The sequence below is a fragment of the Massilia sp. Root335 genome (assembly GCF_001425685.1).
Taxonomy (GTDB): Bacteria; Pseudomonadota; Gammaproteobacteria; order Burkholderiales; family Burkholderiaceae_D; genus Telluria; species Telluria luteola.
On the sequence record NZ_LMCY01000051.1, the window covers coordinates 20,187 to 42,571 of the forward strand.

Annotated in this window: 18 protein-coding genes and 1 tRNA gene; 9 read left to right on the forward strand and 10 right to left on the reverse strand. The window is 66.0% G+C overall.

All coding sequences use genetic code 11. The annotated features are described in order from the left end of the window. Positions 1 to 118: 118 nt before the first annotated feature. The 5 genes from lplT (at position 119) to ASC93_RS26195 (ending at position 7,227) form a co-directional block, all read left to right on the forward strand. Complete coding sequence (lplT, locus tag ASC93_RS26175) at positions 119 to 1,345, forward strand: lysophospholipid transporter LplT (protein WP_056449728.1); 1,227 nt, start codon at positions 119 to 121, stop codon at positions 1,343 to 1,345. Positions 1,346 to 1,519: 174 nt separating this feature from the next. Beyond that, on the forward strand, positions 1,520 to 3,865 hold the full coding sequence (locus tag ASC93_RS26180; protein ID WP_056449730.1) for a M1 family metallopeptidase: 2,346 nt from the start codon (positions 1,520 to 1,522) through the stop codon (positions 3,863 to 3,865). Between the two features lie 40 nt (positions 3,866 to 3,905). Then, positions 3,906 to 4,391, forward strand: coding sequence for a DUF6702 family protein (locus ASC93_RS26185; protein WP_056449732.1), 486 nt, complete (start codon positions 3,906 to 3,908; stop codon positions 4,389 to 4,391). Continuing rightward, positions 4,391 to 6,427 (forward strand): TonB-dependent receptor, encoded by a 2,037-nt coding sequence (locus ASC93_RS26190; RefSeq protein ID WP_056449734.1) that lies wholly within the window; start codon positions 4,391 to 4,393, stop codon positions 6,425 to 6,427. The genes ASC93_RS26185 and ASC93_RS26190 overlap by 1 nt, the downstream gene beginning before the upstream one ends. A 47-nt stretch (positions 6,428 to 6,474) precedes the next feature. Continuing rightward, positions 6,475 to 7,227, forward strand: coding sequence for a 2OG-Fe dioxygenase family protein (locus ASC93_RS26195; protein WP_056449736.1), 753 nt, complete (start codon positions 6,475 to 6,477; stop codon positions 7,225 to 7,227). A gap of 264 nt (positions 7,228 to 7,491) precedes the next feature. Here ASC93_RS26195 and ASC93_RS26200 read toward each other — a convergent pair whose 3' ends face one another. Together ASC93_RS26200 and ASC93_RS26205 are read right to left on the reverse strand one after the other, a co-directional pair. Further along, entirely contained in the window at positions 7,492 to 8,742 is a 1,251-nt protein-coding gene (locus ASC93_RS26200; protein WP_056449738.1) for a DUF1501 domain-containing protein, read from the reverse strand. A 19-nt stretch (positions 8,743 to 8,761) separates the two neighbouring features. Beyond that, positions 8,762 to 10,327 (reverse strand): DUF1800 domain-containing protein, encoded by a 1,566-nt coding sequence (locus ASC93_RS26205; RefSeq protein WP_056449740.1) that lies wholly within the window; start codon positions 10,325 to 10,327, stop codon positions 8,762 to 8,764. Between the two features lie 173 nt (positions 10,328 to 10,500). Between ASC93_RS26205 and ASC93_RS26210 the strand changes: the two genes are divergently transcribed. Together ASC93_RS26210 and ASC93_RS26215 are read left to right on the forward strand one after the other, a co-directional pair. Next, positions 10,501 to 10,851, forward strand: coding sequence for a DUF3147 family protein (locus ASC93_RS26210; protein ID WP_056449742.1), 351 nt, complete (start codon positions 10,501 to 10,503; stop codon positions 10,849 to 10,851). Between the two features lie 158 nt (positions 10,852 to 11,009). Then, positions 11,010 to 11,588, forward strand: a complete 579-nt coding sequence (locus ASC93_RS26215) for a PEP-CTERM sorting domain-containing protein (protein ID WP_056449743.1) — start codon at positions 11,010 to 11,012, stop codon at positions 11,586 to 11,588. Between the two features lie 52 nt (positions 11,589 to 11,640). Here the strand turns inward: ASC93_RS26215 and ASC93_RS26220 are convergent, their stop codons facing one another. The 5 genes from ASC93_RS26220 to ASC93_RS26240 all read right to left on the reverse strand — a co-directional run bounded on the left by ASC93_RS26220 (position 11,641) and on the right by ASC93_RS26240 (position 16,468). Next, positions 11,641 to 12,408: a hypothetical protein gene (locus tag ASC93_RS26220; RefSeq protein ID WP_056449745.1), complete on the reverse strand. Its 768-nt coding sequence runs from the start codon at positions 12,406 to 12,408 to the stop codon at positions 11,641 to 11,643. Between the two features lie 287 nt (positions 12,409 to 12,695). Further along, on the reverse strand, positions 12,696 to 13,538 hold the full coding sequence (locus ASC93_RS26225; protein WP_056449747.1) for an SDR family oxidoreductase: 843 nt from the start codon (positions 13,536 to 13,538) through the stop codon (positions 12,696 to 12,698). Positions 13,539 to 13,548: 10 nt separating this feature from the next. After that, positions 13,549 to 14,403 (reverse strand): aldo/keto reductase, encoded by an 855-nt coding sequence (locus ASC93_RS26230; RefSeq protein ID WP_056449749.1) that lies wholly within the window; start codon positions 14,401 to 14,403, stop codon positions 13,549 to 13,551. A 62-nt stretch (positions 14,404 to 14,465) separates the two neighbouring features. Further along, on the reverse strand, positions 14,466 to 15,455 hold the full coding sequence (locus ASC93_RS26235; RefSeq protein WP_056449889.1) for an aldo/keto reductase: 990 nt from the start codon (positions 15,453 to 15,455) through the stop codon (positions 14,466 to 14,468). 35 nt (positions 15,456 to 15,490) lie between these two features. Next, positions 15,491 to 16,468, reverse strand: a complete 978-nt coding sequence (locus tag ASC93_RS26240) for an aldo/keto reductase (protein WP_056449751.1) — start codon at positions 16,466 to 16,468, stop codon at positions 15,491 to 15,493. A gap of 100 nt (positions 16,469 to 16,568) precedes the next feature. Here ASC93_RS26240 and ASC93_RS26245 point away from each other — a divergent pair, with 100 nt between their 5' ends. Beyond that, entirely contained in the window at positions 16,569 to 17,462 is an 894-nt protein-coding gene (locus ASC93_RS26245; RefSeq protein WP_082548356.1) for a LysR family transcriptional regulator, read from the forward strand. Between the two features lie 56 nt (positions 17,463 to 17,518). On the opposite strand, the gene ASC93_RS26250 is transcribed toward ASC93_RS26245, so the two are convergent. The 3 genes from ASC93_RS26250 to pepN form a co-directional block, all read right to left on the reverse strand. After that, positions 17,519 to 17,594, reverse strand: a tRNA-Thr gene (locus tag ASC93_RS26250). A 181-nt stretch (positions 17,595 to 17,775) separates the two neighbouring features. Next, the gene (locus tag ASC93_RS26255) at positions 17,776 to 18,777 is read right to left on the reverse strand and encodes a class 1 fructose-bisphosphatase (RefSeq protein ID WP_056449755.1); all 1,002 of its coding nucleotides are present in this window, start codon (positions 18,775 to 18,777) and stop codon (positions 17,776 to 17,778) included. A 25-nt stretch (positions 18,778 to 18,802) separates the two neighbouring features. Next, a complete protein-coding gene (gene pepN / locus ASC93_RS26260) occupies positions 18,803 to 21,466 on the reverse strand; it encodes an aminopeptidase N (protein WP_056449757.1) in 2,664 nt (887 codons plus the stop codon). 219 nt (positions 21,467 to 21,685) lie between these two features. On the opposite strand from pepN, the gene ASC93_RS26265 reads away from it, so the two are divergent. Next, positions 21,686 to 22,321, forward strand: a complete 636-nt coding sequence (locus ASC93_RS26265) for a DUF4136 domain-containing protein (protein ID WP_056449891.1) — start codon at positions 21,686 to 21,688, stop codon at positions 22,319 to 22,321. The last annotated feature ends 64 nt before the right edge of the window (positions 22,322 to 22,385 follow it).

Genomic DNA, 22,385 nt, shown 5'->3' on the forward strand with positions numbered 1-22,385 from the left:
TTTAATTCCAGAAGTATAAGACTATTGTCCATATGTAAATCTAACCAATTATTGCAATCACAACCTTTAAGCCAAGCGAAACCGGCGCCCGCCATGGCTGTGATATAAGAATGGCCCCATGAATGCCGCTTTCTTCGCAATCGTCGGCGCCCAGTTCTTTTCGTCGCTGGCGGACAGCGCCCTGTTCATCCTGTGCGTGTCGCTGATCGCCACACTCTCTTTTCCGCAGTGGATGACGCCGCTCCTCAAAATGGGCTTCGTCCTGTCGTACATCGTGCTGGCGCCGTTCGCCGGCGCCTTCGCCGACCGCTTTCCCAAGGGCCGCGTGATGCTGCTCACGAACACGGTCAAAATGGCCGGCTGTGCGCTGATCCTGGCCAAGGCCAATCCCCTGCTCGCCTACGGCATCGTGGGTCTCGGCGCGTCCGCCTACTCGCCGGCCAAGTACGGCATCCTGGCCGAGGTGCTGCCGCCGCGCCGGCTCGTGGCGGCGAACGGCTGGATCGAGGGGACGACGGTGCTGGCCATGATCCTCGGCACGGTGCTGGGCGGTGTCATCTCCGCCAATCCGCAGGCGATCGCGTGGCTGCTGCAGCTGCGCGCTTCCCTCACCTTGCCCTGGCAGGCCACGCCGGTCGGCATGGCGGTCGCCGTGATCGTCATGACCTACCTGCTCGCGACGCTCCTGAACCTGCCCGTGATGCACGCCGGCGCGCGTCCGCCTCACGCGCGCCGCACGCTGCCCGCACTGCTGGCCGATTTCTACCGCTGCAACCGCACCTTGTGGCGCGACCGCGAAGGCCGCATCTCGCTCGGCGTGACGTCGCTGTTCTGGGGCAGCGGCATGGTCCTGCAAGTGCTGCTGCTGACGTGGGCGCAGAACGTCCTCGGCCTCACGCTCGACCGCGCGGCCGCGCTGCAGGGCGTGTTCGCGCTCGGGGTCGCGCTGGGCGCGGCCATCGCCGGCAAGGCCGTGCCGCTCGTGCGCTCGCTGGCCGTCATGCCGCTCGGCGCCGTGATGGGCGCCGGCTTGTGCGCGATGGTCTGGGTGCATTCCGTGCAGGCGGCGCTGCCGCTGCTGCTGGCGATCGGCGTCCTGGCCGGCCTGTTCGTCGTGCCGATGAACGCCATCCTGCAGCACCGCGGCCACCGGCTGATGAGTGCCGGCCAGTCGATCGCCGTGCAGAACTTCAACGAGAACCTGGCCATCCTCGCGATGACGTCCAGCTACGCGCTGGCCCTGCAGGCGCGCTTGCGGCTCGATACCGTGCTCGTGTTGCTGGGCATGCTGATCGTGCTCGTCACGGTCGGCCTGCGCGGACTGGCGGCGCCGCGCCGCGGCTGAACAGTGTCCGCGCCGGCGTCCGCTGCGTGTCCGCGGATGTGTCCGCGTGTCCGACCGTGTCGAAAGCGCCACGCCCAGCCTTTTGTAACAGTCTTGTTACAAATCAAACGGGGTAATGGCGGAAAGGCAAGACTAGAATATTTTCCTTCTTTCAACCATGAATGCAGGGTAAATATGATACGTTTCCCGATCGGACTGGCGGCCGTATGCCTCACCATGTCGGCAATCGCGGCGGAACCTTTCGACGACAAATTCCGCCAGCTCGACGAATTGCTGCCGACGCCCACCTCCATCCGCACCGCTTCCGGCGCCCCGGGACACGCATACTGGCAGCAACGGGCCGACTATGCGATCCGCGCCACGCTGGACGAAGGCAAGCGCGCGATCAGCGGCACCGAGACGATCACGTATCACAACAATTCGCCCGACACCCTGTCGTACCTGTGGGTCCAGCTCGACCAGAACATCTACAAACGCGATTCCGACGCGCGCATGACGGCGACCGTACCCTCGCGCGACGCCTGGGCCAAGGCGCGCGGGCCGGAAGACGGCTATAAATTCGACGCCCTGCGCTCGGTGCTGGAAAAGCGCACGTTCGACGGCGGTTTTAAAATCGCCGGCGTGAAGGACGCGGGCGGCCATCCGCTGCACGTCGTCATCAACCGCACGATGATGCGCGTCGACCTGCCGCAGCCGCTCAAGGCCGGCGCGACGCTGGCGTTCGCTATCGACTGGAGCTACAACATCAACGAGCAGAAGGTGCTCGGCGGCCGCTCCGGCTACGAAAAATTCGACGAGGACAAGAACGACCTGTTCGAGATCGCCCAGTGGTTCCCGCGCATGGCCGCGTACTACGACGTGACGGGCTGGCAGCACAAGCAATTCCTCGGCACGGGCGAATTCACGCTGGAATTCGGCGACTACGACGTGCAGCTGACCGTCCCGGCCGACCACATCGTGGCCGGCACCGGCGAACTGCAGAACCCGGGCGACGTGCTCACGTCCGCCCAGCGCCAGCGCCTGGAGCAGGCGCGCACGGCGACCAAGCCGGTCGTCATCGTCACGCAGGCGGAAGCGCAAGCGAAGGAAAAGACGCGTGCAAGCGGCACGAAGACGTGGCATTTCCGCGCGAAGAACGTGCGCGATTTCGCGTGGGCGTCGAGCCGCAAGTTCATCTGGGACGCGCAGGGTTTCAAGAAGGACGCGACCAATGTGCTGGCGCAGTCGTTCTACCCGAAGGAAGGCAACCCGCTGTGGGAAAAATACTCGACGGCCGCCGTGATCCATACGATCGCCGAATACAACAAGTATTCGTTCGACTATCCGTACCCCGTCGCGATTTCCGTGAACGGCCCGGTGGGCGGCATGGAATACCCGATGATCTGCTTCAACGGCCCGCGTCCGACGAGGGACAAGAAGACGGGCGAGCTGACATACTCCAGCCGCATCAAGTATGGCCTGATCAGCGTCGTGATCCACGAGGTGGGCCACAACTACTTCCCGATGATCGTCAACTCCGACGAACGCCAGTGGACGTGGATGGACGAGGGCCTGAACAGCTTCCTGCAATACCTGGCGGAGCAGGCCTGGGAAGAGCACTACCCGCAGTCGCGCGGCGAACCGCGCGCCATCGGCGACTACATGAAGAGCACCAACCAGGTGCCGATCATGACGAACTCGGAATCGATCGCCGCCCTCGGCTACAACGCCTATGCGAAACCGACGGCCGCGCTGATCGTCCTGCGCGAGACGGTGCTGGGCCGCGAACTGTTCGACTTCGCCTTCCGCGAATACGCCCAGCGCTGGAAATTCAAGCGCCCCACGCCGGCCGATTTCTTCCGCACGATGGAAGACGCGTCCGGCACGGACCTCGACTGGTTCTGGCGCGGCTGGTTCTACACGACCGACCACGTGGACGTGAGCGTGGACGGCATCAGCGAATACACGGTCGGGACGAAAGACCCGGCGATCGAAAAGGCGTGGAAGAAGGCGCAGCACGACGCCGCGCCGATCTCGATCACGGACCAGCGCAACAAGGGCACCTTGCCGCGCCGCGTCGACGCGCATCCGGAACTGAAGGATTTCTATAACGAGCATGACGAGTACACGGTCACGAACCACGACCGCAACAAGTACAACGAAGCGCTCGAAGGCCTCGACGACTGGGAAAAGAACCTGCTGAAGGAAGGCAAGCACCTGTACCTCGTCGACTTCAGCAACCTCGGCGGCCTCGTGACGCCGCTCGTGCTGGAGATCACGCTTGCGAGCGGGAAGAAATACGTCGAACGCATCCCGGCCGAAGTGTGGCGCTACACGCCGAAGAAGATCACGAAGCTGATCATCACGGACGAGCCCATGGTCGCGCTGACGCAGGACCCGTACTGGGAGACGGCGGACACGGATACCGGCAACAACAGCTGGCCGCGCAAGGCGACCCCGTCGCGCCTGGAGCTGTTCAAGACCCAGCATGACCAGCCGGACCTGATGAAGGACTTCAACGAAAAACTGAAGACCAAGTGACGTAGGGCGGGCACCCCGTGCCCGCCGTACAAGACACGATATGATGAAGAATCTTATCCCGATGCTGCTGTGCGCCTTCGTGTGCATCGGCGCCTCCGCGCACCGCTTCCACGCCGGTATCACCGACATCAGCTACAACGCGCGCACGGGAAGCACGGAAGTCGTGCACACGTATATGGTGCACGACGTCGAAGCGCTGTTGACGGAACTGTACCAGCGCCCGTTCGACCTGTCCGATCCGGACGACCAGGCCGTGCTGCGCAAGTACGTCGACAAACAGTTCTGGCTGGCCGACAAGGACGGCCGCCGCCTGCCCCTCGCCTGGGTGGGCGTGACGGTCGACACGGACAGCGTCGTCGTGTTCCAGGAAGCCGTGCGCACGCCCGTCGTCACCGTCGAGACCATCCACGACGCCGTGCTGAGCGACTTCCTGCCCGACCAGCAGAACACCGTGAACCTGACGGCGAACGGCAGCCTGCGCACGTTCGGTTTTACCGGCGGCCGCACGGAACTCGCCGTCGACTGATGCGTACCATCCCGCTGCTGCTCGCCGCCCTGTGCGTGCACGCCGGCGCGCGGGCCGACGATCCGGTGATCCAGCGCGTGCTCGTCGAGGGCGCGCGCGCGAGCCAGCTCGGCATCGCGGATTCCGCCAGCGCCGGCACCGTCGGCCAGAAGGAGCTGGCGATGCGCACCGTCTACCGGCCCGGCGAATTGCTGGAGGCGGCGCCGGGCCTGATCGTCAGCCAGCACAGCGGCGAAGGCAAGGCCAACCAGTTCTTCCTGCGCGGCTTCAACCTGGACCACGGCACGGACCTGGCCACCTGGCTCGACGACATGCCCGTCAACCAGCGCAGCCACGCACACGGCCAGGGCTGGACCGATCTGAACTTCCTGATCCCGGAGCTGACGGCGCGCCTGGATTACAAGAAGGGGCCGTATTCGGCGCGCGAAGGCGATTTCGCCTCGGCCGGCAGCGCGGCCATCACCTACGCCAACCGCCTCGCGCGCAACGTCGCCACCGTGAGCGCCGGCCAGGACGGCTATGCGCGCACGGCGCTGGCCGCATCGCGCGAGACCGGCGACGGCGTGCTGACGTATGCGCTGGAAGCCGTGCACAACGACGGCCCGTACACGCATCCGGACGATTACCAGAAACTCAACGGCGTGCTGCGCTACAGCCGCGGCTACGCGAACAACGGCTGGAGCGTGACGGCGATGGCCTATCGTGGCCGCTGGATTGCGACGGACCAGATCCCGCAGCGGGCCGTGGCGGCCGGCCTGCTCGACCGCTTCGACGCCGTCGACCCGACCGACGGCGGAGACGCGCAGCGCCTCAGCCTCTCGGGCGTGTGGCGCCGCACGGGCCAGGATGCGGCGTCGAAGGTCAGCGGCTACATCATCCGCAACCGGCTCGACCTGTGGTCCGACTTCAGCTACTTCATGAACGACCCGGTCGACGGCGACCAGTTCGCCCAGCCGGACCGGCGCGTGACGAGCGGCTTCAATGCGACGCACAGCTGGCACGTGCACCGCGGCGAGACGGCGACGTCCGACATCACGGTCGGCGTCGAAGCGCAGAACGACAATATCTTCAACGGCCTGTATGGCACGAAGGCACGCCGCCTGCTGTCCGTCACGCGCGCGGACCACGTCGCCGAGACGAGTGCCGGCGCCTTCATCGAGAACGCGACGCGCTGGAACGGCTGGTTCCGCACGACGGTGGGCGCGCGCGCCGACGCCTACCGGTTCCGCGTGCGCAGCAGCCTCGCGGCGAATTCGGGCACGACGCGCGATGCGCTGGCCAGCCCGTCGGCCAACCTCGTGTTCGGGCCATGGCGCCAGACCGAGGTCTACGTGAACTACGGCGCCGGCTTCCACAGCAACGATGCGCGCGGCACCGTCACGACGGTCGACCCGAAGACGCTGGCAGCGCTCGGCACGACGCCGGGCCTCGTGCGCTCGCGCGGCATGGAACTGGGCCTGCGCACCGAGGCGATTCCGAAAATGCAGACGGCGGTATCCCTGTACCGCCTGGACTTCGATTCCGAGCTGACCTATGTCGGCGACGAGGGCACCACCGAAGCCGGCCCGCCCAGCCGCCGCGTCGGCATCGAATTCTCGAATTACTATAAACCGTATAAATGGTTGTCCGTCGACTTCGACGCCGCCTGCGCGCACGCGCGCTCGCGCGGCGCCGCGCCCGGCCAGGACCGCATCCCGGAAGCCATCGAGGGCGTCAGCCAGCTCGCGCTGACGGTGAGCCAGATGGGCGCATGGGAAGGCGCACTGCGGCTGCGCTGGTTCGGCCCGCGGCCGCTCGTCGCGGACGACAGCGTGCGTTCGCGCGCCAGCACGACCTTGAACGGCCGCCTCGGCTACCGCATCGACCGCACCGTGCGCCTGGAACTGGAAGGCTTCAACCTGACGAACCGGCACGCCTCGGCGATCGATTACTACTACGCGTCGCAGCTGCGGGGAGAAGCCGCGCCGCGCGCGGACGTGCACTTTCATCCGGTCGAACCGCGCTCGTTCCGGCTCACGCTCGTCAAGAACTGGTAATGACCGGCGGCGGCACGAGGGCCTGGAAAAAGTGCTAGGCTAACGGGATGACAACACCGCAACCACCCTACACCGATCCGGCCCGCATCGCCGACGCCCTGCGCGGCGACGGCTATGCCTTGCTGCGCCCGGCCGACGTGGCGCTGCTGACCGGCTGCACGCTCGACGAGTTGATGGCACTGGCGCCAAGCTGGCAACGCCTGGAACTGGATAACCACCTCAAGGACGGCGGCCGCTATCGCCGCCGCCGGCACTCCTGCTTCATCGACAGCGGCGACGACCTCACGCAAAGCCCGCATCGCGCGCACTGGCAGCCGGTCGAGTACAACGCCCTGCACGGCGGCATGCACCGGCTGTTCGTACCCATTGAACCGTCCACGGTCGGGCAGCCGGCCTGGAGCCGCCTGCTGCGCGCGCTGGGCGCCGTGTGCTCGCAAGTGAAAGGCCCACAGACCTGGTACGTCGAAGCGCACCAGTTCCGCATCGACACGGCGGACGGCATCGGCCGCCCCACGCCGGAGGGCGCGCACCGCGACGGCGTCGACTTCGTCGCCGTCATCCTGATCGGCCGCGAACACATCAAGGGCGGCGAAACGCGCGTGTTCGAGGCGCACGGCCCGCGGGGCCAACGCTTCACGATGACGGAACCGTGGACACTGCTGCTGCTGGACGACGCCGCCGTGATCCACGAATCGACGCCGATCCAGCCCGTGGGCGACAACGGCCACCGCGACACGCTGGTGCTGACCTGGCGCGCCGGCGCCTTCCAGGGCGACGACGCCGAGCCGACGGGCGCCTGAGCCTCCTCCGCGCGGCCGCGCCGGCCGCCGCCTCCATTCTTACCTCACCGACGGGTATGCGCTGTCCCGGGACACCGCATGCGGCAAGAAATGTTAGCGCATGACAACTGCGGGCAAAAAAAAGCCCGCATCCTTGTCGGTGCGGGCTGAATCCAGATTTTCGGAGAAAAACTGGAGGAGACAGTTGCAACTATAGTCCTATATTTTGTGCACTGCAATACGGTAGAACTACTATATGTAGAGGACTGCCTCTAGAGCAGGAGCTCATGCGCCGACGATACGAAATCCAGCACGTTTTTGCGGCATTGCGGGAAAGACTTGTTCCAGACGTTTATCGCCTAACATTAAATGTTCTTCAGAAATCTGCGCTAACACCGAACGAAAATCGGTCGTGACGGGCAAATCGCGGCCCTCGTTCAGTTTCGCGTCGCTGACGCCTTCCCAGTCGCCGTAAACCTTACCTCCACGCACTTTTCCGCCCATGACCCACATCACATTGCCGTGACCGTGATCCGTGCCGCCGTTGCCGTTCTCGCGGGCCGTGCGGCCGAACTCCGACATCACGACGACGATCGTGTCGTCGAACAGCGGACCGAGCCGCTCGGCCAGCACGGCCAGGCCCTGCCCCAACGGTGCCAAACGATTGGCCAGCTGGCCGCTGGCCGCGCCCTGGTTCGCGTGCGTGTCCCAGCCGCCCAGCGCGACGAACGCCAGCTGGATATTCGGGTCGTTGCGCATCAGGCCCGCCAGGCGCGCGGCATCGTCGGGAAAGCCGTTCGGCAGCGGCGCGCCGCGGTCGGCGGCCTGCATTTCGCGGCTCATGTCGCCCTGCTCCAGCGCGCCCATGACTTCGCGGTGCGCCGCGCGCCCGTCCGCGTACGCGCGCCCGAAGCGCGGGTGATTCGCGTACAGCTCGTCGAAGGCGGTCTTCACCGCGGGCCGGTCGAGCAGGTCGGCGCGCGCTGCACGCGCGACGTTCGGCAGGTTCACGGCGGCCGCGCGGCCGGACAGGATGCGCGGCAGCACCGGACCGATGCCCAGCAGCCGGCTGGGCGACTGCGGACCGGGCAGCGCGGCCACGAGGCGGTTCATCCAGCCGTCCGGCGTGCTCTTGCGGCCGGGCGTCGCGGATTCCATGTAGTCCTGCGCGTCGAAGTGGGAACGCGTCGCGTCCGGCGAACCGCTGGCGTGCACGAAGGCCAGCCGGTTCGCGCGCCACAGCGGCTGCAGGCTGGCCAGTGCGGGATGCAGGCCGAAATAGCCGTCCAGGGCGAGCGCTCCGCCGTCCATGCCCGGCGCCGCCAGGCCGATCGTCGGCCGCAGGCGCAGATAGTTCTCGTCGCCGACAGGGGCGACGACGTTCAGGCCGTCGACGGCGCCGCGCAGCATCACGACGACGAGTTTTTTGCCGGTCGGGCTGGCGGCGGGCGCGCTGACGGCCCACGCGCTGCGCCCGACGGGCAGCAGGATGCCGGCGCCCAGCGCCAGCGCGTTGAGGAAGTGCCTGCGTTGCATGTCGTTCTCCCGGACGGAATCAGCGCTGCATGAAATCGGGGCTGCCGAGCAGCATGGCCGCGCGCAGGTTGTCCGGATTGCGCTGGACGATGGCCTGCGTGCGCGGTGAAATCGATCCGGCCAGCGTCGCCTGCAGGCGCGCCGGATCGAGCGGCGCCGGCTTCGGATTGGCCGGCGCGGCCGGCACCGGCAACGGCACGACGTCGCTGCCCGCCATATCCGGTTCCATCGCCGCGACGGGATGGGGCTCGACCGGCAGCGCGGCCAGCGGCAGCCTGCCGGATGCAAGCGCGGTGGCGAAGGCGATGCGCCGCGACAGCGCGTCCGGGTTGAGCCACGCGTCCTGCGTGTTCTTGTACCCGTCCGGCGTCTGGCAGCCGTACAGCGGCATGCCCAACTGGTTCATCGTATTCACGAGCGGCATCACGTTCACGACCGGCGCGCCGCTGGCCCTGACCGCCGAGACCACGAACTGGTACGGCGTCTTGAACTTGGCGCCGACGGTGCCGGCGGCCATGAATTCGCGGCTCGCGAACAGCGTCGCCAGCACGGCGCGGATATCGCCCTGCGATGCGAGCCACGTGGCCGCCATGCGGTCGACGAGGGCCGGCGGCGGATCGTCGCTGACGAAATACTGGGCCAGCTCGCGGCTCACGTGGTGCGCGGTGGCCGGGTGCATGGCCAGCACGTCCAGCGCGTATTCGCCTTCCTGCTGGCCGGCGGGCGCGATCTCGTGCCCGAGCCACGTCTTGATGCCGCGGTCGTGGCGGCCGGCGTCGAAGCGGAACGTCTCGCCCGTGCGCGCCAGGCGCTTCTGGTCGAACGTCCAGCCGGTCAGCATGCGTGCCAGTTCCGTCACGTCGCGCTGCGTGTAGCCGCCGTCCGCGCCCAGCGTGTGCAATTCCATCAGCTCGCGCGCGTAGTTCTCGTTCAGGCCGCGCGCCTTTCCCTTCGCATCCGGACGCGGCGCCGACGACACGACGTTATCGAGGTAGAACAGCATCGCCGGATGCTTCGCCGTCGCGCCCAGCAGCGCGCGGAAGGAACCCAGCGCGTACGGGCGGATCGCGTCGCGCTCGTAACCCGTCACCAGCGCGCGGTCGATCCCCTTGCCGGCGAAGACGTTGAAATGGTTGTACCAGAAGTCGACCATGACTTCTTCCAGCTGGCGCGGACTCTCGACGGCGCGCAGCAGGCGGGCCTCGGCGGCCTGGCGCGACACGCGCATCTCCACCTGACGGCGGCGCTGCTTCGCGCCCTCGTCGTCCATGCGCACGTCGCGCCGCAGCGCCAGGAATTCGCCCAGCGACTCGCCAGTACTGCGGTTGACCGTGTCCAGGGCGCCCAGGCGCGCGTCCAGGTCGGGCGGCAGCGGGATCGTCTCGGGATGCAGCTGCTCGGCTATCCAGCGCTGCACGCCCATGGTCGCCACGCGCTCGACGTCGCCGGGACGCGGCCCGAACGCGAGCCGGTTCAGCACGTGCAGGGCCTGCGCCTGCGCATCCGGCGCGGGCGCGGCCGCCGATGCGGCGCCCGTCGCGATCAGCGCAAAGGTCAGCAGGGCAAGCGATGCGCGGTAGGTCATGGTCAGCACTCCTCGTTGATCGTCATTTAACCTTGAATGGATGAGCGGGAATATCGATGCGACGTTTCAGTGGTAAGGATTTGTAACCGATCTCATGTAAATGCCGCACGTGCGGAACAGGCGCGCTGGAGCGTGCTTTGCTACACTGCCGGAGTTTCACCTCCCCGCCTGCCATGTCCTGGATCGTCATCAAATACCTGATCACCGCCGCCGTCGTCGTCCTCGTGTCGGAAGCCGCCGCGCGCTCCGACCGCCTCGGCGGCCTGATCGCATCCCTGCCGCTCGTCACCGTGCTGACGCTGATCTGGCTGCACGTCGAGCGCCAGCCGCAGGAAAAAATCGCCAACCACGCCTGGTACACGCTGTGGTACGTGCTGCCCACGCTGCCCATGTTCGCCGTGTTTCCCTGGCTGCTCGACCGCTTCGGCTTCTGGCCGGCGCTCGCGGCCGGCGTCGCGATCACGCTGGGCAGCATACTCCTGTTCGCCGTCCTGCTGAAACGCTTCGGCATCCAGCTGCTCTGATCGTTCATGCTTCCAGGGAACGGAGCGTCGTGACACAGGCCGTTTGCCGCCTCGCACTGCAAAGCGGCAAGCTGGCGCCGCAGCCAATGGCCCCGGCCTATCCTTCGCACGAGGCCGCCGATCGCCGGCCGGGCCATTCATCGCTTGCAAGGAATCCAATGAAGCATCCATGCCTCCTGGGCGCTGCCCTGCTGCTGTGCACCGCCGTCCACGCCGCACCGTCCGCCTGGCTGTTCGAATACCGCGGCTTTTACGACTACCACGACCCCACGGTCTTGCGCACCGACGTGGCCGTCACGGGCAGGATCGCCGGCGACGACGTCGACGGCGACGGCGTCATCGACGCATCCGAGCTCGACTCGCTGTGGATGAACATGCGGCTGTGGTCCGGCGACTTCGCCCGGTGCGGCGGCGGTTCCGTCGATCACGATTGCCAGCTCGACGCGTTTTCCTTCCGTCCCGGCACCGGCGGCAGCGACGCCCTCGACATTGCCGCGAGCTGGCGCGACGTGTACGCGACCCAACTCGAGTACCACACGGAAGCGTTCGTGAGCGGCGTGAAGTACTCGGCGACGTCGAGTTACGGTCACGATTACCCGGTGGACGATTATTATTTTTTCGGCGCGGGGACGACGCTGACGATCACGCCGCTGTCGCCGGTCCCGGAACCGGGGGCGTGGATGATGCTGGGGTGCGGCCTGCTTGCGCTCGCGGCGAGGCGGCGCCCTCGGCTTTGAAAAAAGAAAAAGCCGGCACGAAGCCGGCCTGGAGGTGTGAACGGAATACCGCTCAATAATCGCGGTTGCGGCCGCCCAGCAGCTTGGCCAGCACGAAGCCGGCGGCGGCGGCGATGGCGATGGCGGTACCCGGTTTCTGGCGCACGTACTCGAAGCTGGCTTCGCGCCACTGGCCGTAGGCGTCGGTCAGCTGTTGCTGGCGCTGGCCCAGGTTGACGGTGGCGCCGCTCAGCATGCCCTGCAGCTTGTCCACGCCGGCGTGGGCGCTGGTGGCCAGGCGGTCGACCACCGGACGGGCCGCGTCGGCAGCCTTGTCGACCATCGGACGGGCGGCGTCGGCGGCCTTGTCGATCGACTGGTGCAGGCCTTGTGCGCGCGCATTCACCTGGGCACCCATGTCTTTCGAATCGCCGCCCACGCCCGAACCGGTGGCGGCGCCGGCGCTCTGGCTGTTCTGGCTGCCCGAACCCAGCGAGCTGCTGTTGCTGGTGCCGATGCTGCTGTTGGTGCCGGAGGCGGTGGAGCCGGAGGCGCTCATCGAGCCCATCGAGCCCATGCCCGACGACGACGAGCCGGCATTGCTGGTGCCGCCCACGGCGCCCGTGCTGGAAGCGGTGGCGCCGCCGGTGCTGCTGCCGGTCGAGCTGTGCTGGTCCTTGCCCTGGTTCTCCTGACTGCTCTTGTTCAGGCTGCCCGAACCGGCCGTGCTGCCCAGGTTGCCCGCGCCGCTGGCGTTCGGCAGGTTGCTCGCGCTGTCCTTGCCCAGGTTGCCCGACCCCGTGGTGCTGCCTTTTGCTTCGCTCGACTTCTGATTATCCATGATGAATTCCTCTTGTAAGATTTTGACCAACGCGGAGTAGACCGATCTTCTTGACCGTGCATCCGTTCAAAAGTTCGACCGATAGGCGGTCCTTTCGCGTCGCGCCGATGCGCGATGTCGGTGCGACACCGTCAGAATGCGGTGTCTCAATAAAAAAAATATAACTTTTTGTCGGTCCCGACTGTGCGCTGCATAACAAAGGCGGAGGAAGGGCCTTCACGAGTCATCCAGCAGTGCATGCGCCGGCGATCGGGGCGAGCAGAAAAGCGCGGGTGTTGCCCGTCGCGTCAAAGGACTTGAATCGGCTTCGGTGCGAGCTCGCCGTACCAGTACGCGGCGGTCACGCCACCATCGATCAGGAAATCGCTGCCGCTGATGAATCCCCCTTCCGGCCCCATCAGCAGAGCCGCGACGTTCGCCACCTCGTCGGGCGTGCCGACGCGCCCAGCCGCCGACGCCTCGATCATGCGCCGGTAACCCGGACCGCGCGGACCGGCGAATTCATCCTTCGCCAGCGGCGTGAAAATGATCCCGGGGCTGATGGTATTCACGCGTGCGCCACGCTTGCCCCAGCGAACCGCCTCGGCCATCACCCGCAGCGCATTGCCGCGCTTGGACACCTGATAGGCGTGCAGCGGGTCCCTGACCTGGTCCGGCTGCAGCATGGGCAGGGCCAGCAGGTCCTCGGCCGGCGTCAAGGCGAGCGCCTTGTCCTGCGCCTCGGTGAGCGCCGGCAGACGATGCCCCGACTGCGATGCGATGACGACCGCCGAGCCGCCCGGCGCGATCACGTCGCCGAATTCTTCCAGCACGACGGCAGTGCCGTACAGGTCGACCCGCAGGATCGTCTCCGGCGCCGCCTGCGTCGGCGAGACGCCGGCCGCATGGATCACGCCCTTGACGGGGCCGAGCGCGGCGGCCAGCTCGGCCAGCGCATGAACCGACTCGCGGGACGACACGTCGACCTGTGCCGTCCTGACCTCGAAGCCCGCTTCGCCCAAGGTCCTGGCGGCCGCGTCGGCATGCTCTGCGCGCACGTCGGCGAGCAGCACGAGCTTGCCCAGGCTGACGCGCCGGGCAATTGCCTGGCCGATCGATCCCGGCCCAATCACAACGATCACGTCACGCATTGTTTGCTCCTCATTCAATATTCAGTTGGCGTTCGCTCATCCACTTCACGATGTCCGGATCGCGGTGGGAGAAAAAACTGCTGGTGCCGGTTTCCAGCCCTGCGATGGCGTGCATATCGTCGTCGCCGAGCACGAAGTCGAAGATGGCCAGGTTCTCGGTCATCCGCTCGCGACGTACCGTCTTGGCCAGGGCAACGATATTGCGCTGGACCAGCCACCGCAGGACGACCTGCCCCACCGTCTTGCCATGCCGGGCAGCGATTGCCGTCAGCACGCCATTCCCGAACAGGTTGTTCCGTCCCTCCGCAAACGGCGCCCACGCCTCGGCCCGGACGCCCTGCGCCTGCATGAAAGCCGCCGCCTCGGGTTGCTGGTGAAACGGATTGATTTCCACCTGATTCACGGCGGGCACGATCTCGTTGAACGCGATGATGTCCATCAGGCGGTCCGGGTGAAAATTGCTGACGCCGATAGCCCGCAGCTTGCCCGCCCGATGGGCCTCTTCCATGGCGCGCCATGCCCCATGCACGTCGCCGAACGGCTGGTGGATGAGGAACAGGTCGAGATAGTCCATGCGCAGGCGCTGCAGCGATCGGTCGATCGCGGCCTTCGTGCGGTCGTAGCCCGTGTCCCGGACCCAGAGCTTGCTCGTAATGAACAGCTCGCTCCGGTCCACGCCGCTGTTCCGTACGCCCTGCCCGACCGCGGCTTCGTTCATGTACGAAGCGGCCGTGTCGATGAGGCGGTAGCCCGATTCGATGGCATCGATCACGGCGCGCTCGCACTCCCCGGGGTCGGGAATCTGGAAAACGCCGAACCCGAGGATGGGCATCGGCAAGCCATTGTTAAGCGTTACATATTGCATCGTTGACTCCGTCGTTGGTCGATCAGGCGCAGAAGCCCCGCATCCGCTGGAGAAGGCCACGATCAGCGCACGATTGCCGCGTCGAGTGCTTCCGACAGCGGCGCGCCCTTGATATCGATGGTGGCGAACGCCTTGTCGATGTCGCGCAGGTCGCTCTCGCTCAGTTGCAGTTCCGCTGCCGGCAGATTATCGTCCAGGTGCGCCATCTGCGTGCCGCCCGGGATCGGCACGATGTAAGGCTTCTGTGCGAGCAGCCAGGCCAATGCGATCCGGGCGGGCGTCGCCCCCTTGCGCGCGGCCAGGTCCTTCAGGAAATCGACGACGGCGAAATTCGCTTCGAGCGCTTCCCTGGTGAAGCGCGGGAAGGTGGAGCGCAGGTCTGACGGGTCATCGAATGTCATGCCGCGCGTGATCTTTCCGGTCAGGAAGCCCTGCCCCAGCGGCCCCCAGGCAACGAAACCGATCCCGAGTTCCTCGCACAGGGCCAGCGTGCCGTGTTCCGGCTCGCGCTGCCACAGCGAGTAATGGTTCTGGACGGCCGCGACCGGCTGCACCGCGTGCGCGCGGCGGATGTTCTCGATGCCGGCTTCGGACAGGCCGAAGTGCTTGACCTTGCCTTCGCGGATCAGGTCCTTGACGGTGCCGGCGACGTCCTCCATCGGCACGTCCGGATCGACACGGTGCTGGTACAGCAGGTCGATGCGGTCCGTACGCAGGCGTTTGAGCGAGGCGTCGACCACATTGCGGATATGCGCCGGGCGGCTGTCGAGACCGACCAGTTGCCTGTTTTCGTCGATCCTGAAGCCGAACTTGGTGGCGATCGCGACCCGCTCGCGCACCGGCTGCAGAGCCTCCCCGACCAGCGCTTCGTTGACGAAGGGGCCGTAGCCTTCGGCCGTGTCGAAGAGCGTCACACCCCGCTCGACGGCGCCGCGGATCACCTTGATGGCCTCGCCCTTGTCGGCGGCCGGGCCAAGCCCGAAGCTCAGGCCCATGCAGCCCAGGCCGATTGCCGAGACTTCCAGATTGTCGCCGAGTTTACGTTGTTCCATGCTGTTCTCCATATTCATTACACTCTGCCGCGCCTTCACTTGCCGACCAGCTTCTGCCGGTCGGCGGCGTAGCGCGCGCCCTGCACGGCGATGCCGGACAGTGCCTCGGCAAGTTCGCGCAGCTCGTCGGGGGCCAACCGCAGCGTGGCGGCGCCGAGGTTTTCGGCCAGCCTGTGCGGTTTCGTGGTGCCGGGAATCGGTACGATCCAGGGCTTTTGCGCCAGCAGCCACGCCAGCGCGATCTGGGCGGGCGTCGCGCCCTTGCCGGCGGCGATCCGGCCGAGCAGGTCGACCAGCACCTGATTCGCCGCGCGCGCTTCCTGCGCGAAACGCGGCACGGTGTTGCGGAAGTCGGTCGGGTCGAACTGGGTGGCCGCATCGATCGCGCCGGTCAGGAAGCCCTTGCCGAGGGGACTGAACGGCACGAAGCCGATGCCCAGCTCTTCCAGCAGCGGCAGGATCTCCGCTTCCGGTTCGCGCCACCACATCGAATACTCGCTTTGCAGCGCCGCCACGGGCTGTACCGCATGCGCACGGCGGATCGTCGCCGCCCCGGCTTCCGACAGGCCGAAATGCTTGACCTTGCCCTCGCGGATCAAGTCCCGCACCGTGCCGGCCACGTCTTCGATCGGCACGTTCGGGTCGGGCCGATGCTGGTAAAACAGGTCGATGCTATCGGTCCCGAGGCGCTTGAGCGATTGCTCGGCCACCTCGCGGATGCGCTCCGGCCGGCTGTCCAGGCCGGCACGAGCGTCGCCGTCGCGGAAACCGAACTTGGTGGCGATCACGACCCGGTCACGGAACGGCGCCAGCGCCTCGCCGACCAGCTCTTCGTTCGGGCCATAGGCCTCGGCGGTATCGAACAAGGTCACGCCGCGTTCGACCGCCGTGCGGATCAGTTCGATGGCCGCGCCACGCTCGGCCGCCGGGCCATATCCATAGCTGAGTCCCATGCAGCCGAGGCCGATCGCAGAGACACGCAGTCCACTTTTTCCGAGTTCACGCTGTTCCATCGTTTGCTCCCTGTAAGCCAATACGAACACTGTAGCGGCGCCGCCATTGCTTGATAAGCCGGTACAATCCGCATGCCTTGATTAGCGGAGCTAATGAATCATGAAAGAGAACCTCAACGATCTGAGCGCTTTCGTGCTCGTCGCCCGCGAAGGCAGTTTTACGAAAGCGGCGGCCCGGCTCGGCGTGTCGCAGTCGGCCTTGAGCCAGACGATCCGGGGGCTGGAAGAACGGCTGGGCATACGCCTCTTGATGCGTACGACCCGCAAGGTGGCGCCGACGGATGCCGGCGAGCGCCTGCTCGGTGCCATCGGACCGAGGCTGGATGGCATCGAAGGCGACCTCGCGGCGCTGGGCGAGCTGCGCGACAAGCCGGCCGGCCCGGTCCGCATCACGGCCTCGGACCATGCCGCCAGCTCGATCCTGCTGCCGAAACTGCTGCCGCTGCTGGCCCGCTATCCCGACATCCAGCTCGAAATCAACACCGACTACCGGATGATCGACATCGTCGAGCAGCGCTTCGACGCCGGCGTGCGCCTCGGCGAACACTTGGCGAAGGACATGATCGCCGTGCGCATCGGTCCCGACGTCAGGATGGCGGTCGTCGCGGCGCCGTCCTATTTCGCCGCGCACGCACACCCTGAAAAACCCCAGGACCTGACGAGCCACGACTGCATCAATGTGCGCCTGCCCACGCATGGCGGATTGCTGCCGTGGGACTTCAGCAAGGAGGGACGCGCGCTGAACGTGCGCGTCGAGGGGCCGCTGATCCTGAACGGTTTTCCGCAGGTCCTGCAGGCCGCGCTGGCGGGTGCCGGGCTGGCGTTCATGCTGGAAGACACCGTGCAGCACCACCTCGCCGACGGCAGGCTCGTCCGCGTACTCGACGACTGGTGCAGCGTCTTTCCGGGCTACCACCTCTACTATCCGAGCCGGCGGCAGCCCTCGTCCGCATTCGCGTTGGTGGTGGATGCCTTGCGCTACAGGCGGCCATGAAAAAACAAAGGGTCACAAGCTTTCGCTTGCAACCCTTTATTCTTACTGCCGAATTGTGGTGCCGCTGACCGGAATCGAACTGGTGACCTTCGCATTACGAATGCGCTGCTCTACCGACTGAGCTACAGCGGCTAAACCGGAAAACCGTTTAACCTGTGTCTGCACTACCTTGCCATCAGACTGCTGGCGGCCCGGAGGCCATCATGGGTGTTGCTCAACCGAATGAGCTGCACCGCAAAGGAGCCCGCATTCTAACAACAACTCCGCAAACTTGCTAGTCCGACTCGGCAATTTTATGCGGAGCGGTCGAAAATCATGCCTGATGGTAGCTCGTCACGCGCTCCACTTCGCTCTTCGAGCCGAGGAACACGGGCACGCGCTGGTGCAGCTTCTGCGGAACGATGTCGAGGATGCGCTCGCGGCCGTCCGTCGCGGCGCCGCCGGCCTGCTCGACGATGAACGCCATCGGGTTCGCTTCGTACATCAGGCGCAGCTTGCCCGGTTGCGACGGGTCGCGCTGGTCGGCCGGGTACATGAAGATGCCGCCGCGGTTCAGGATGCGGTGCACGTCGGCCACCATCGAGGCGATCCAGCGCATGTTGAAATCCTTGCCGCGTGCGCCCGTCTTACCGGCCAGCATTTCATCGACATAGCGCGTGACGGGCGGATACCAGTGGCGCTGGTTCGACATGTTGATGGCGAATTCCTTCGTCTCTTCCGGGATCTGCATGTCCTTCTGCGTGAGGACCCAGGAACCCATCTCGCGGTCCAGCGTGAAGCAGTTGACGCCGTTGCCGGTGGTGAGCACGAGCATCGTCTGCGGGCCGTACACGGCATAGCCGGCCGCGACCTGCTTGCTGCCGGCCTGCATGAAGTCGGCTTCGGTCGGGTGCGTCATGCCGTCCGGCGCCTTCAGCACGGAGAAGATGGTGCCGATGGACACGTTGACGTCGATGTTCGACGAGCCGTCCAGCGGATCGAACAGCAGCATGTATTCGCCCATCGGGTAGCGGTTCGGGATCGGGTGGATGGATTCCATTTCTTCCGACGCCATCGCGGCCAGGTGGCCACCCCACTCGTTGGCCTCGAGCAAGATCTCGTTGGAGATCACGTCGAGCTTCTTCTGCACTTCGCCCTGGATGTTCTCGGTGTTGGCGCTGCCGAGGATATCGCCGAGCGCGCCCTTGCCGACCGAGTGCGAGATGGTCTTGCAGGCGCGCGCCACCACCTCGATCAGGAGGCGCAGCGACGCGGGGATGTTGCTGTGGAGACGCTGTTCCTCGACGAGGTATTGCGTCAGGCTGACACGTTTCATGGACTTCCTTCGTTTGTGAAAATGTTTAGTTGGCGAGGGCCTTGCTGACTACCTCGCGCACATCGTTCGACAGCTTGGCCTGTCCGGCCACCAGCTGCAACGCCCGCCTCATCTGGGCCTGCAGGTCCGGCGTGAAGCGGCGCCAGCGGTCCATCACGCGGGCCAGGCGGCTGGCCACCTGCGGGTTCAGCGCGTCCAGCGCGATCACCTGCTCGGCCCAGAACGCGTAGCCGCTGCCGTCCGGCGCGTGGAAGCCCACCGCGTTGCCGACACAGAACGTCGACACCAGGCTGCGCGCACGGTTCGGATTACGCAGCGTGAAGGCCGTGTGCGTCATGAGTTCGCGCACGCGGTTCACGTTGGTCGTCGGGGCCGCGGCCTGCATCGCGAACCATTTATCCACGACCAGCGCCTCGCCCTGGAATTCGTCGTAGAAGCGCTGCAGGGCGTCACCGGCCGCGGGCGCGCGCGCATGCACGAGGGCCGACAGGGCCGCCACGCGGTCCGTCATGTTCGTCGCAGCGGCGAACTGGCGCTGGGCCAGCGTCAGGCAGTCGTCGTCCGGGGCGGCGCACAGATAGGCCAGCGCCAGGTTTTTCAGTGCGCGCTTGCCGATCGATCCGGCGTCCGGGCTGTATTCGCCCGGCGTCTGGTTGGCGTCGTATTGCGCCCGCAATTCCGCGCGCAGGCGGGTGCCGATGGCGGCGCGCACGAACTGGCGCGCCAGGTGGATGGCGAGCGGGTCGACGACGTCCAGCTGGTCGGCGATCATCGATTCCGTCGGCAGCAGCAGCGCCTGCTCGCGGAAGGCCGGGTCCAGCGTATCGTCGGTGAGGATCTTGCGCATGGCGTCGACGAACACGTCGTCCAGGTCCGGCCTGGCGTTCTCGATGACGTTGCCGGCGGCGGCCACCTGGCCGGCCAGCTTCAGCAAACGGCTCATCGCGAGGCGCTGGCCCGCTTCCCAGCGGTTGACGGGGTCGCTGTCGTGGCTGAACAGGTGCACCAGCTCGGCGTCGTTGTAGCCGTATTTCAGGATCACGGGCGCGGAAAAATCGCGCAGGATCGACGGCGTCGGCTGTTCCGTGACGCCGGTGAAGGTGAAGGTCTGGTCGGCGTCGGTCAGCTCCAGCACGGCCGTCGTGCCGTGGTCTTTTCCGTCCACGGTGAGCGGCAGGTCGCGGCCGCCCTTGCCCAGCAGGCCGACGGCGACCGGGATGTGGAACGGCAGCTTTTCCGGCTGGCCCGGCGTCGCCGGACACGACTGGACGAGGCGCAGCGTGTACGTCTGCGCCTGCTCGTCGTAGCGGGTCTCGGCCTGCACGACGGGCGTGCCGGCCTGGCTGTACCAGCGCTCGAACAGCGTGAGGTCGCGGCCGTTGGCGTCGGCCATGGCGAGGCGGAAGTCGTCGCAGGTGACGGCCTGGCCGTCATGGCGTTCGAAATACAGGTCCATGCCCTTGCGGAAGCCCTCGCGGCCCAGCAGGGTCTGGTACATGCGCACGACTTCGGCACCTTTTTCGTAGACGGTGACGGTATAAAAATTATTGATCTCGACGAAGGAGTCGGGACGGACCGGGTGCGCCATCGGGCCGGCGTCTTCCGGGAACTGGGCCTGGCGCAGGGTGCGCACCTGGTCGATGCGGGTGACGGCCCGGCCCGTGTTCGTGCCGATCATGTCGGCCGAGAATTCCTGGTCGCGGAACACGGTCAGGCCTTCCTTCAGCGACAGCTGGAACCAGTCGCGGCAGGTCACGCGGTTGCCCGTCCAGTTGTGGAAGTATTCGTGGCCGACGACGGCCTCGATGCCCTGGAAGTCGACGTCGGTCGCGACGCGCGGATTGGCCAGCACGAACTTCGTGTTGAAGATGTTCAGGCCCTTGTTTTCCATCGCGCCCATGTTGAAGTCGCCCACGGCGACGATCATGAAGCGGTCCAGGTCGAGCTCCAGGTCCCAGCGCTCCTCGTCCCAGCGGATGCTGTGCTTGAGCGACTGCATCGCGTAATCGGTCTTGTCGAGGTTGCCCTCTTCCACCCACACCTGCAGCAGGGCCGTGCGGCCGTCGGCCAGTTCGAAGTCCTCTTCCTGGCACACGAGGCGCGCGGCGACGAGGGCGAACAGGTACGACGGCTTCTTGAACGGGTCTTCCCACAGCGCGTAGCGGCGGCCGTCCGGCAGGTCGCCTTCCTCGACGAGGTTGCCGTTCGACAGCAGCACCGGATACTTGTCCTTGTCGGCGCGCAGCATCACGGTAAAGCGGGCCATCACGTCCGGACGGTCCGGGAAATAGGTGATGCGCCGAAAACCTTCGGCCTCGCACTGGCTATAAAAACTGCCGTTGGACGTGTACAGGCCGCTGAGGGTAGTATTGCTTTCGGGAATGCAAACGGTTTCGATTTCCAGCGTCGCCTCTTCCGGCGCGTTGGGGATGCGCAGCAGGGTGCCCTCGACGGTGTACTCCCCTTCGGCCAGCGCCTTGCCGTTCAGGCGCAGGGACACCAGTTCGATGTCTTCGCCGTACAGCTCGATTTCGCGCTGGGCACTGGCGGGATTGCGGCGCACCGTCATGCGATTGGCGACGACGGTGCGGGCGGGGTCGAGATCGAAGCCGAGTTCAACGGTATCGACCAGATAACTGGGGGCGGTGTAATCCTTCCGGTAGATCGTCTGGGGCGTATCGGTGCGCATGGTCAGGTCCGCAAAGCCGTTGGTGGGATGCTTATTTTACCAACAGCTTCACGCCGCACTCCGTCTGACCTTTCTTTTGTATCGCCATGTATAGGCAGTAACCGTGCGTAAATGTATCGACGAACATCACGCATCAGGAATAATATGGTCACCTGAACAAGACCGATTACAGGATTTGACATCCGACAGACAGGGAATACCGAATAGATGGAGCGCATCATGAAACGTACCATGATCACGGCGGTCGCCTCGCTGAGCCTGTTGCTGGGCGGCTGCGCGACGACGATCCGCAGTGACGTCACCACCTTCAACCAGTGGCCCGCCCAGTTGCCCGACAAGAGCTATGCGTTCGAGACGCCGCCGCCGCAGGACAACACGCTCGAGCTGCAGAGCTACGAAAACCTCGTGCGCGCCCAGATGAGCCGCCTCGGTTTCCATGAGGCACAGCAGTCGCCGGCGCTGAAGGTATCGATGCGCTTCACGACCATCGACGTGCCCACGCAGGTCATCTACCCGGCCTTCACGCCGATGTACTCGCCCCGCTTCGCCTACATGGGGTGGCGCCGGCGCTACTGGGGCGGCTGGTACAGCCCGTTCTACGACCCGCTGTGGGGCCCGTACCCGGCCTATGACGTGCAGGAAGAACACCGCTACCACCGCCAGCTGCAATTGTCGATCGCGTCGGCGACGGACGGCAAGCGCCTGTTCGACGTCACGGTCCGCAACGTCAGCAAGCAGATGTCGACCCCGGCCGTGATGCCGGCCCTCGTGCAGAGCGCGTTCGAAGGCTTTCCTGGGCCGAATGGCGGGTCGCGGGTGATCGAGCTGAAACAGGACCCGCGGCAGAACGGTTGAATTCGCGCACCGTCGCCCCTGCGCAGGCAGGGGCCCAATTTTTACGTGTCTCGACAGCGCCAGC

Excerpts from the sequence above, each read along its gene's own strand:
- lplT (WP_056449728.1), top strand. The coding sequence starts at position 119 with ATGAATGCCGCTTTCTTCGCAATCGTCGGCGCCCAGTTCTTTTCGTCG.
- ASC93_RS26200 (WP_056449738.1), bottom strand. The coding sequence starts at position 8,742 with ATGCAACGCAGGCACTTCCTCAACGCGCTGGCGCTGGGCGCCGGCATC.
- ASC93_RS26225 (WP_056449747.1), bottom strand. The coding sequence starts at position 13,538 with ATGCGTGACGTGATCGTTGTGATTGGGCCGGGATCGATCGGCCAGGCA.
- ASC93_RS26255 (WP_056449755.1), bottom strand. The coding sequence starts at position 18,777 with ATGAAACGTGTCAGCCTGACGCAATACCTCGTCGAGGAACAGCGTCTC.
- ASC93_RS26205 (WP_056449740.1), bottom strand. The coding sequence starts at position 10,327 with ATGACCTACCGCGCATCGCTTGCCCTGCTGACCTTTGCGCTGATCGCG.
- ASC93_RS26195 (WP_056449736.1), top strand. The coding sequence starts at position 6,475 with ATGACAACACCGCAACCACCCTACACCGATCCGGCCCGCATCGCCGAC.
- pepN (WP_056449757.1), bottom strand. The coding sequence starts at position 21,466 with ATGCGCACCGATACGCCCCAGACGATCTACCGGAAGGATTACACCGCC.
- ASC93_RS26220 (WP_056449745.1), bottom strand. The coding sequence starts at position 12,408 with ATGGATAATCAGAAGTCGAGCGAAGCAAAAGGCAGCACCACGGGGTCG.
- ASC93_RS26245 (WP_082548356.1), top strand. The coding sequence starts at position 16,569 with ATGAAAGAGAACCTCAACGATCTGAGCGCTTTCGTGCTCGTCGCCCGC.
- ASC93_RS26215 (WP_056449743.1), top strand. The coding sequence starts at position 11,010 with ATGAAGCATCCATGCCTCCTGGGCGCTGCCCTGCTGCTGTGCACCGCC.
- ASC93_RS26240 (WP_056449751.1), bottom strand. The coding sequence starts at position 16,468 with ATGGAACAGCGTGAACTCGGAAAAAGTGGACTGCGTGTCTCTGCGATC.
- ASC93_RS26265 (WP_056449891.1), top strand. The coding sequence starts at position 21,686 with ATGAAACGTACCATGATCACGGCGGTCGCCTCGCTGAGCCTGTTGCTG.
- ASC93_RS26210 (WP_056449742.1), top strand. The coding sequence starts at position 10,501 with ATGTCCTGGATCGTCATCAAATACCTGATCACCGCCGCCGTCGTCGTC.
- ASC93_RS26185 (WP_056449732.1), top strand. The coding sequence starts at position 3,906 with ATGATGAAGAATCTTATCCCGATGCTGCTGTGCGCCTTCGTGTGCATC.
- ASC93_RS26235 (WP_056449889.1), bottom strand. The coding sequence starts at position 15,455 with ATGGAACAACGTAAACTCGGCGACAATCTGGAAGTCTCGGCAATCGGC.
- ASC93_RS26190 (WP_056449734.1), top strand. The coding sequence starts at position 4,391 with ATGCGTACCATCCCGCTGCTGCTCGCCGCCCTGTGCGTGCACGCCGGC.
- ASC93_RS26230 (WP_056449749.1), bottom strand. The coding sequence starts at position 14,403 with ATGCAATATGTAACGCTTAACAATGGCTTGCCGATGCCCATCCTCGGG.
- ASC93_RS26180 (WP_056449730.1), top strand. The coding sequence starts at position 1,520 with ATGATACGTTTCCCGATCGGACTGGCGGCCGTATGCCTCACCATGTCG.